This window comes from uncultured Microscilla sp., assembly GCF_947493425.1.
Lineage (GTDB): Bacteria > Bacteroidota > Bacteroidia > Cytophagales > Microscillaceae > Microscilla.
The window spans coordinates 1-9,659 of record NZ_CANLRP010000243.1 but is presented as its reverse complement, the minus strand read 5'-3'; the positions used below and the strand labels follow the sequence as shown (position 1 = coordinate 9,659).

The window sequence follows — 9,659 nt, the reverse complement described above, 5'->3', positions numbered from 1 at the left end:
GGCAAGTTTTTTTAACGAAGCATGTCCAAAAAAGATGAGGTTAAGAATGTAAATTTATTTTGACACCGTTCCTTAGATAACAACTACCTAAAAACTGTCCCCTATATGACTAAAAAAATCTCTTATTCCCTCATAGCGATTGCTATTATAGCCATAATAATCACACGTACAATCCAACAAAAATATAAGTATGGTTTTATAGACAAAACTGGTAAGATAGTCGTTAAAGCTAAGTTTGGCTACCTGAACCCCAGCAAGTATGGCGAAGGACTTTTTGGGGTACGATACCAAGGCAAGTATGGATTTATCAATGCTAAAGGTGAGTTTGTAATAAAGCCTCAATACGATCTTATCACGGGTTTTACCGAAGGAATTGCTGCGGTAAAAAAAGGGGGGAAATGGGGTTATATAGACAACACAGGCAAAGAAGTATGCCCTGTAGTATACGATAAAGTAGATTTGTTTATACACTCGCCTATGTGTATGTTCCAAAAAGATAAAAAATATGGGCTTTTCAATCGCCAAACTAACACCCTTATTGACCTTAAAACAGACATCCCTATTTTTTTTGAACCTAACAAACCTATAACTTCATTCGTAAAAAACGGGCTTTATGGCTTTGTAAACCGCCAAGGCAAAGTATTGATTCAACCCACTTATGACAAAGCCACTTTCTTTTATGATGGGCTCGCAAGAGTAAAAAAAGCAGACTATTATGGGTTTGTAGACCGCCAAGGCAAAGAAGTGATTCCAACCAAGCTAAAAACTGTGTACACCTTCTCTAGTGGCTTGGCAGCTATAAAAAAGGACAGCCTGTATGGGTTTATAGATACTACAGGTAAGATGGTCGTTGCACCGCAGTTTACCGATGTAACGGGCAACTTTTCCGAGGGCTTGCAAGCAGTTGAAAAAGAGGGGTTATATGGTTTGATAGATACGACAGGCAAGGTAGTAATTGATTATAAATTTGATAAGGTCGAAGATTTTTATAAAGGAATTGGTTTAGTAAAAAAAGGGGAATACTGGGGGGCCATTGACAAAACAGGCAAACCGCTCATACCTGCCCAATACAACAATCTAAAGGTATTAACAACGCAATTGCTCAGCTTTGAAAAAGGCAAAAAAACTGGTTTGATAAACATCAAGGGCAAAGAAGTACTCAATACGCCTCAAGCCTATCGCTTTGCTTTGTTGCACCCAGGGGTACTGGTAGTAACACTCAACGACAAGCATGGCATCATGGACACCCACGGGAAAATGATTACGCCTCCTCAGTTCGACAAAGCACCCCAAAAAGTAGGCAATGTATATTTTGCGCCCCAAGGCGAACGCTACGCTATACTAGACAGCATGGGCAAAAAAATATCAGGTGCCATTTATAGCACTCACCAAGATGAAGAAAAAGAAGGGCTCATTTATGTAGAAAAACTTCGTAAGTACGGCTTTGTCGATACCCAAGGCAAGCTAGTGGTTGATTGCCAATACGACATGGCTTATCCCTTTTCGGAAGGCTTGGCGGTAGTGAGAAAAGGCGATAAATATGGTTATATTGACAAAAATGGCAAAGTCGTGATTCCGATAAAATATGCCCAAGTATTTAGTTTCCAGGATGGTTTGGCTATTTTTCGTCATGAATATTGGGGGTATTGGTAGATACCAGTTGACAGCGTTCAGTCGATGGGCAATAGCTTAATGCTGCTTCCTTAACAAAGCCTTTAAGCCATTAGCTTTAGCCTGTCATAGATGGCTCATGTGTTTGTTTTTTTAATGCACAAAACTTAGTAGTGAGTCCTTAGATACCGATGTATATCGGTGCTCAACGCAGTTACGCCAGCATTGGACCACATTCGCCAGTTGCCACAGGCACATAAACAGCTAAATTTATGGTCAAGTAACTACAAGACATTGTACAGATGTAATTAAAAATTAAAAATTCTTAATTACACTCCGCTATAAAGGCTTCTAATCAACTATATTTGTAATTCATCATCAGATGTTTGGGTTATGGAAATGAAAGAAATTTTATCTAAAATCAGACACTACGAAGTGCGTATCCGTAAAGCAGTAAATGCCCAAATGCGCGGAAGTTACGACTCAGTGTTCAAGGGTTCAGGACTGGAGTTTGATGATGTGCGTGAGTACCAATATGGCGACGATGTGCGAAGAATTGACTGGAACGTGAGCGCCAAAGGAGAAGAGACTTACATCAAGGTATTTAGAGAAGAAAAAGAACAAACAATTTATTTCTTGCTCGATGTGAGCGATTCGCAAAAGGTGGGGACAAAAAAACGCACCAAGTTAGATGTAGGCAAAGAAATATGCAGTGTATTGGCATTGTCAGCAGTAAAAGAAGCCAGTCAGGTAGGGTTGATCTGTTTCAGCGACCGAAAAGAACGCTACATAAAACCCGACAAAGGAATGAAAAAAGGGTACGAAATTGTGTTGAACCTATTCAAGCTAATTCCTGAATCGGGGCAAACCAATATCACCAAATTTATCCATTATGCCCTCAACCTCATGAAGCGTCGTAGCATTGTAATTTTAGTGTCTGATTTTATCGACAATCAAAATTACCTGCATTCGCTTAAGGCAATGGCACGCAAGCATGACTTAATTGTGATTCATTTGTTAGACGAAAAAGAGATGAAAATGCCTAAATTGGGCATTGTGCCTTTGGTAGATAAAGAGACCCAAAAAACGGTGTGGATCAATACTTCGGCGCGTTCGTTTCGCAAGGGCTTGATCGACCGCTATCGTTATAACAGGCAAGGGTTGGAAGCTACCTGCAGAAAATACCGGGCTAACTACCTCAATGTTAAAACAAATGAAGATATTGTGCCCAAGCTCATCAAGCTGTTTAAGGTACGTAATAAGAAAATTAATGTAAAGTAGAGAGGAGATTAATTACGAATTACGAATGGATCAATTACGAATTGGGCGAAGCCACTATGGTCTACAGACTACTAACTCCAGACTAATATTCAATTACGAATGAGGGAATTACGAATTACGAATGAAGGCGAAGCCAATGTGGTCTACAGACTACTAACTCCGGACTAATATACAAATGAAGGCGAAGCCACTATGGTCTACAGACTACTAACTCCGGACTAATATACAAATGGGTCAATTACGAATTGGGCGAAGCCACTATGGTCTACAGACTACTAACTCCGGACTAATAGACAAATGGATCAATTACGAATTGGGCGAAGCCACTATGGTCTACAGACTACTAACTCCAGACTAATATTCAATTACGAATGAGGGAATTACGAATTACGAATGAAGGCGAAGCCACTATGGTATACAGACTACTAACTATGGACTAATAGACGAATGAAGGCGAAGCCACTATGGTCTACAGACTACTAACTCCGGACTAAATTACGAATGAAGGCGAAGCCACTATGGTCTACAGACTACTAACTCCGGACTAATATACAAATGGGTCAATTACGAATTGGGCGAAGCCACTATGGTCTACAGACTACTAACTCCGGACTAAATTACGAATGAGCGCGAGGCGGCGCCAAAAGCTCTATATAAACAGTAAAAAAAGGCTAATGGCTCCTTACAAACAGTAAAAAAAAGGCTAATGGCTAATGGCTTCTTACAAACAGTCAAACAAATGCTAAAGGCTAATAGCTCCCTACAAACAGTAAAAAAAAGCTAAAGGCTAATGGCTCCAAACAAACAGCAAAAAAAACAACATTGAGTACATACATTTACGACATATTTATCAAGCAACGGCTTGCAAACCAACTACTTAGGCTTGGTTTTATACTACTGCTCCTCTGCCCCAGAAAAACACTGGCACAAGACGCTACACAAATGGCAGTGCCCCCCGAATATGCCACCTACAAACCTGTGGGATATTTTATACAAGACAGTTCGGCTATAGGCGTACCTCTGTATTATTCTCTTAGTTTTAAACACCCCGCTAAAATGGAGGTGATTTTTCCGGGCAAAGAGTATTTTTATGACCCTTTTGATTTCTACGAAACGCAATACTTCCCTACCAAAACCACTTCAGGCGGCAGCCTTGATAGTGTGGTATATAAGCTGGCCACTTTTGAAATAGACAAAGTACAAAAGATTGCGCTTCCGGTATTTATTCTCACCCCCAAAGACTGTGTAACTATTTATGCTGAGCCTGACTCGATCATACTCAAAGAACTTGTCAAAGGTGACCTCAAAGAATTATCTACCCGCGAAAATGCACAACCACGCCCACTCAAAGAACTTGTCAATTACCCTTATTGGGTCGCTGGGTTTAGTTTATTTGCCATTGTATTGCTCGTTGGGTGGCTTGCTTTGGGTAAGCGCATCAGGCGTGCCCTGAGCTTGTACCAGTTTCAGGCACGCCACACACGTTTTTTGCGTGAATTTAACCGTCTATCCAATCGTTTTGCTTCGCGCAAAGCCATTAACGATATAGAAAAGGCGCTCACTATCTGGAAAAAACACCTGGAATACATAGAAGACAAACCTTTTAGTACTTATACTTCTAAAGAAATAAGTCAGGTAATACCAAACACTGAATTGGCGCATTCGCTCAAAATGATCGACCGGGTAATTTATGGAAAATCGATTGCCAGCGACATCAGCGAATCACTGGAAGTATTAAAAGAATTTTCTATATTGAGATACGAGACCAAACAAGAGAGCCTAAGAGATGCTTAATGATATAGTGACAAGTACCTGGGAATGGATGTCCCCGGAATGGTTTTTACCCAATACTTTGCTCAGTTTTGAGTGGGAAAATGAGCTGTATGCTTACTTAGCGCTTGCCACTCCGCTTGTTTTTGTGCTTCGTTGGCTTATCCATTTACGCCTTCGGCAAAAAGTAGAGGTGGCCTTCTCAGAAGAACAAATGCAGTCGAGCCGGGTAAAATGGTTACGTTTTGTTCCCTCTCTTATTCTGTTGCAAGCAATGATCTGCATTATGGTAGCGCTTGCCCGCCCCCAACGTACCAACGAAGAAATTATCCAAACTTCTGAAGGAATCGACATTTTGCTCACGCTTGACATCTCAGAGTCTATGCTGATCGAAGACTTTACTCCCAACCGATTGGAAGCGGCCAAGTTAGTGGCAAAAAACTTTGTGCATGGACGCAAATATGACCGAATTGGACTGGTTATTTTCTCAGGAGAGGCTTACTCTGTGTCGCCGCTCACTACCGACTATAAATTGCTCAAACAGTATATTGAAGATATTCGCGAAGATATGATCCAAGAAAACGGCACCGCCATTGGTAGCGCCTTGGGTATGGGTACCATCCGCATGCAAGAGTCTGCTTCACGCTCTAAAGTAGTGATTTTGATAAGCGATGGCGATAATACAGCGGGCAACCTTGACCCCATTACTGCCTCTAGGCTTGCTACTGCACACAACATTAAAATTTACACTATTTTGGTGGGCAGAAGCGGTAAAGTGCCTTATGGCAGAGATATGTTTGGACAACCACAGTATGTAAACAACACTGTAGATGAATCGGTATTGCGGGAAATTGCCAAAATAGGCGAGGGCAAGTTTTACCGGGCTTCAGACAACCAGGCATTGAAAAATGTTTTTGCTGAAATTAACCGCCTCGAAAAGACCGAAATCATAGAAAACCGCTTCAAAAGTATCAAAGATTATTATTATGTATACCTCACCTGGGGGCTCATATTTATTGTACTTTGGCTTGCCCTTAAAAGCTCTTTTATGAGCAATGTACTAGAGGATTAATACAATACTACTAAAACAAGATCACACCTCGCCTGGCGAACAATTTAACAATATAACCATTCAATCAACCAATGAACAACCCTGCACTTATTCAGTTTACCATTGACAATGAAATAACCATAGCGGCCGAAGCCTGGGGTAACCCACAAGCTAAGCCCGTGATACTGCTACACGGCGGTGGACAAACCCGACATTCGTGGGGAGAAACAGCTCAACTACTTGCTGAGCAAGGTTGGTACGCTGTAGCCTACGATGCCCGCGGACACGGCAAAAGCAGCTGGGCTACCAAAGAAGAAAGCTATGACCTGGCACTGATGGTGCAAGATTTAAAAATGATTGCAGCCCAACTAAAGGGCAAACCTGTGCTGGTGGGAGCCTCTATGGGTGGGCTTACGGCTATGCTGGCACAGGGCGAATCGGATGAAGTATTTACTTCTGCAGTTATTCTGGTAGATGTGGCTCCACGTATAGAGCAAAAAGGGGTAGAACGTATCTTTAAGTTTATGAGTGCCAACATGGAACAAGGGTTTGCCAACCTTGACGAGGCAGCCGATGCAGTGGCAGCTTATATGCCCCATCGCCCTCGCCCCAAAACATTGTCAAGGTTGGAAAAAAACCTACGTAAAAAAGAGGATGGACGGTACTATTGGCATTGGGACCCTAAAATTATGCGTCATTGGATGCGTACCAACCCTGACAAGGTGTTGAAAGATACTCAAAGAATGTACGCTGCCGCCAACCAGCTAAGTGTACCCACCTTGATAGTACGCGGTGGCATGAGCGATGTAGTAAGTGAGCAAGTAATGGCGGAGTTTTTAGACAAAGTTCCTCACGCCCAAAGTGTAGATGTATCGGGTGCTGGACACATGGTGGCAGGTGACTCTAATCACGCCTTTAGCAAGGCAGTCATTCAGTTTTTAAATGATGTATACCCCGCATAAAACTCCAATGAATAAACTCACTATCAACGTCTAACTTCATCAATTAGGTAATACGCTCTCAAGGGTATATACTGTCACTCCTTTGTTACGGGGACGAAACTGGTGCAAGGTAAAGCTCATTTTTTGGGGCGATTGATCTAACGACGCATGGTAGCTTTGTTGCAATACAGTCAATGCTTGCTCGTAAAACTCATCCAGGCTTTGAGTAGCCCTCCGGTCAGCGTCTGATAAGTGCAAAGGCTCGCTTTTGTACTCTTTTTTGTGGGTTTTGCCCAACCAATTTTGTTCTACCCTAAAAGCTTGCACATTTACTATTTTACCATTTTTTACTTTTATCACCTTTTTTACTCCAATCGCCTTTCCGGTACGCTTCGACACACTATCTTTGCGTAACACATACGTATAACTGTTTTTCCATTGGTGGCGGGTGTGTTGCCAACGTTGTTGCAGACGGGCAAGGCGGCGGTAGTCTAAACGCGAGTAAGGTATTTTTGCCAAGTGTTTAATCTCAAAATCAATGGGGGTAGCCTTGGGTAGGTTCTTCCCACTATTGGTTCTGAAACCTTTGGGCGAAACACGCCACGACTTTACTAAAATGGTTTGATCCTCTACGTTTTTGTCTGGTGAATAATACAAGAGGTTTAGGTGGGGCAAGCGACTCATTTCCAAAGCAGTAAGTTCACGGGTAAAAGGTGGCTCACCAGGTTTTATCACTTTTTGCTTGGCATAAAATACCGTTTGATGCAATCCTTCTATATAGGTGTCGTATTGAGTACCTTCAAATTGCGACGATAACACAAAGCTATAAGGCGAATAGCATACAATGCTGCCGAGAGAATAGTTACGATCAAACGAAAAACGAGGAACATGTTGTGCCTGAAGCTGCGTAAGCGACAGCCATAAGCCTACAATTAATAAAGATATTTTTTTCATTTTCTTATAGTATTTGTGGATAGGTTCAGATGCCATATAGAAGGCAACTGTATTGAAAAGAATGATCAATAAATGTAAATATACTTAGTTTTTTACTATTTTGCCAAGCCGCAACTAATCATCAGCGCTTTTAATATGTACCTAAATTAACCATTACACCTCATTTTTTGTCCCTGATTCAATGTTGATCTTATACACCCCTCACTTTGTGGCTTTTAGCCAAATAATATATTTTTTGTCCGAAATAGTCAATTGAGAGCCTTGTATCTGATAGGTTTTCAGCGACGGCGAGTCAAGCATTGCTGCCAAAGCTTTAGCTTCTTTGGTATCACAGCAAGCAGTCGAGCAAGTGGTTTGGTCAGGAGAAGTTCGAATAGTGTTTGAAGTAATATCAGCTTTCCCCAAACAACTGTTTACATCGAGGTGTAGGCTAAATGAGGCTTTGTAAAACTTTATTTTATAATCTTTTGCTGTAGTAATTGTCTGTCCCGTAGTTTTATCTTGTACCTTTTTTATACGCCATTCACCATTCATCAAGTGTTGTTGTTGGCTACTTATGAGCAATTCTGCCGTAAAAGCCCAACACAACAACCCCACAAAAGAAACCACTGCCAACGCTATTATTTGTTTCATAACTTTACAAGTTTGTTAACCCTTATCGACAAGACAACAGCAAATACAAAAGGGAGTAGTTTGTGATGACTTTTCTTGGTTAAATGCTTGCCATTTTTGCCCACCACTTTAATAGCTCAACCCCCAGGAAGTAATACTCTACCCCTCTATCTCCGGCTACATCAAGCATATCAAACCGCTCAAAAAAAACCAATTAATCATTCATGTATAGTAAAAATTACTATTCATATAACGAATAACACCTATTTTAGAAGGATTTAACATTTTTTTCCTAAAAAAACGCAGCCTTTTTGTCCTAAAAAAAGTTATATACAGAGAGGAGAAAATTACACCCTTTAAATTCAGCTTTTCAATCTACTTTAACAAAATGAACTATGAATAAATTATTAATCGCTCTTTTGGCTTTTAGTTTACTCTCCACATTTAGTTACACAAGTCTTGCCCAACACCAAAAGATAGAAGCCTCACTCAAAAAAGAGATCAAAGATTACCATAAAAGTTTCACCCAAAAAGTAATATTCGACATTTCACGTTATTTCAAATACCGGGGCAAAGTACTGCCCGAAATCACTCGTTATTTTCGCGGCATCAAAGTTACCCGACGACAAACTGCTAGTCAAGAACCCGCACTTTATGAGTTTTTATATCATAACCAAACCATCAAACTACCAGAGCCTGAAGTAAGGAAACTGGTAGGGTTGCAAACCCAACTCGCGCTCAACCTCCACGGGGCAGATTGAGCCAACAGGTAAAAAAACAAAACCCAATCATTGCCTTAGTGCAATAATTGGGTTTTGTATGTTAACCAGGTAATCTTTAAAACTTACAATTTTTATATACGCGACTACTTGGTAGTACTTTCGCTTTTGGTTTTGCTCACCGGTATTTTCTTAGCTGCAGGTTTTTTCTTTTCGGCAAGTTCTGCTTCAAGCTCACCTATGCGGCTTTGTAATGCCTCTACCTCGGTGGCAGGCACCAAACCAAAACTTTTGGTTACTTTGTCGAAAATTTTGCCTACCTGGGCTTCAAAATCAGTTTTTTTGGTTTCAGTATTCTGAAAATTGTTCAAAAACTCATCAACAATTTTTTTACCTTCTTCTACCGATAGTTTTCTATCATCTACCAGCTTGTCAATGGTTTGTTTCACTGTTTCAGCCGTCAGTGCAGCCATTCCTACTCCCGAATACAGCCATTTCATCAATATATCCTGCATTATGTTTATGCTTTAGTTGGTAATTGTTTCTATATGGCAAAAGTACAACATAAGTGTTAAGAAAACAATTAGTATGCGTGCATACTTTATTTGTGTTCGGAATTAGCCTTTAAGTGATACGTCTACAATCTAAGGAATTGTTCAAAAATAAATTTACACTCTAAGGGGTGATTTTTCGCCTTGATACTTCGTTATTTTTATTGCC

General features: G+C 40.7%; 9 protein-coding genes. 6 read left to right on the top strand and 3 right to left on the bottom strand.

The window, feature by feature from the left end; genetic code table 11:
- The first annotated feature begins 105 nt into the window (after positions 1-105).
- The 5 genes from Q0954_RS31165 to Q0954_RS31145 all read left to right on the top strand — a co-directional run bounded on the left by Q0954_RS31165 (position 106) and on the right by Q0954_RS31145 (position 6,675).
- Positions 106-1,653 carry a WG repeat-containing protein gene (locus Q0954_RS31165; RefSeq protein WP_299464938.1) on the top strand — a complete coding sequence of 516 codons (1,548 nt, stop codon included), beginning with the start codon at positions 106-108 and terminating at the stop codon, positions 1,651-1,653.
- Positions 1,654-2,004: 351 nt separating this feature from the next.
- Positions 2,005-2,892, top strand: a complete 888-nt coding sequence (locus Q0954_RS31160; RefSeq protein WP_002699949.1) for a DUF58 domain-containing protein — start codon at positions 2,005-2,007, stop codon at positions 2,890-2,892.
- Between the two features lie 822 nt (positions 2,893-3,714).
- Positions 3,715-4,686, top strand: coding sequence for a hypothetical protein (locus Q0954_RS31155; RefSeq protein WP_299464935.1), 972 nt, complete (start codon positions 3,715-3,717; stop codon positions 4,684-4,686).
- A complete protein-coding gene (locus tag Q0954_RS31150) occupies positions 4,679-5,734 on the top strand; it encodes a VWA domain-containing protein (RefSeq protein WP_299464932.1) in 1,056 nt (351 codons plus the stop codon). The genes Q0954_RS31155 and Q0954_RS31150 overlap by 8 nt, the downstream gene beginning before the upstream one ends.
- Before the next feature lie 71 nt (positions 5,735-5,805).
- On the top strand, positions 5,806-6,675 hold the full coding sequence (locus Q0954_RS31145; RefSeq protein ID WP_299464929.1) for an alpha/beta hydrolase: 870 nt from the start codon (positions 5,806-5,808) through the stop codon (positions 6,673-6,675).
- Between the two features lie 39 nt (positions 6,676-6,714).
- On the opposite strand, the gene Q0954_RS31140 is transcribed toward Q0954_RS31145, so the two are convergent.
- Together Q0954_RS31140 and Q0954_RS31135 are read right to left on the bottom strand one after the other, a co-directional pair.
- Complete coding sequence (locus Q0954_RS31140; RefSeq protein WP_299464926.1) at positions 6,715-7,608, bottom strand: hypothetical protein; 894 nt, start codon at positions 7,606-7,608, stop codon at positions 6,715-6,717.
- A gap of 201 nt (positions 7,609-7,809) precedes the next feature.
- Positions 7,810-8,241 carry an META domain-containing protein gene (locus Q0954_RS31135; RefSeq protein ID WP_299464925.1) on the bottom strand — a complete coding sequence of 144 codons (432 nt, stop codon included), beginning with the start codon at positions 8,239-8,241 and terminating at the stop codon, positions 7,810-7,812.
- A gap of 374 nt (positions 8,242-8,615) precedes the next feature.
- On the opposite strand from Q0954_RS31135, the gene Q0954_RS31130 reads away from it, so the two are divergent.
- Positions 8,616-8,981, top strand: coding sequence for a hypothetical protein (locus Q0954_RS31130; protein ID WP_299464922.1), 366 nt, complete (start codon positions 8,616-8,618; stop codon positions 8,979-8,981).
- A 104-nt stretch (positions 8,982-9,085) separates the two neighbouring features.
- Here the strand turns inward: Q0954_RS31130 and Q0954_RS31125 are convergent, their stop codons facing one another.
- The gene (locus Q0954_RS31125; protein WP_299464919.1) at positions 9,086-9,454 is read right to left on the bottom strand and encodes a hypothetical protein; all 369 of its coding nucleotides are present in this window, start codon (positions 9,452-9,454) and stop codon (positions 9,086-9,088) included.
- Between the last annotated feature and the right edge of the window lie 205 nt (positions 9,455-9,659).

Excerpts from the sequence above, each read along its gene's own strand:
- Q0954_RS31165 (WP_299464938.1), top strand. The coding sequence starts at position 106 with ATGACTAAAAAAATCTCTTATTCCCTCATAGCGATTGCTATTATAGCC.
- Q0954_RS31160 (WP_002699949.1), top strand. The coding sequence starts at position 2,005 with ATGGAAATGAAAGAAATTTTATCTAAAATCAGACACTACGAAGTGCGT.
- Q0954_RS31150 (WP_299464932.1), top strand. The coding sequence starts at position 4,679 with ATGCTTAATGATATAGTGACAAGTACCTGGGAATGGATGTCCCCGGAA.
- Q0954_RS31145 (WP_299464929.1), top strand. The coding sequence starts at position 5,806 with ATGAACAACCCTGCACTTATTCAGTTTACCATTGACAATGAAATAACC.
- Q0954_RS31140 (WP_299464926.1), bottom strand. The coding sequence starts at position 7,608 with ATGAAAAAAATATCTTTATTAATTGTAGGCTTATGGCTGTCGCTTACG.
- Q0954_RS31135 (WP_299464925.1), bottom strand. The coding sequence starts at position 8,241 with ATGAAACAAATAATAGCGTTGGCAGTGGTTTCTTTTGTGGGGTTGTTG.
- Q0954_RS31130 (WP_299464922.1), top strand. The coding sequence starts at position 8,616 with ATGAATAAATTATTAATCGCTCTTTTGGCTTTTAGTTTACTCTCCACA.
- Q0954_RS31125 (WP_299464919.1), bottom strand. The coding sequence starts at position 9,454 with ATGCAGGATATATTGATGAAATGGCTGTATTCGGGAGTAGGAATGGCT.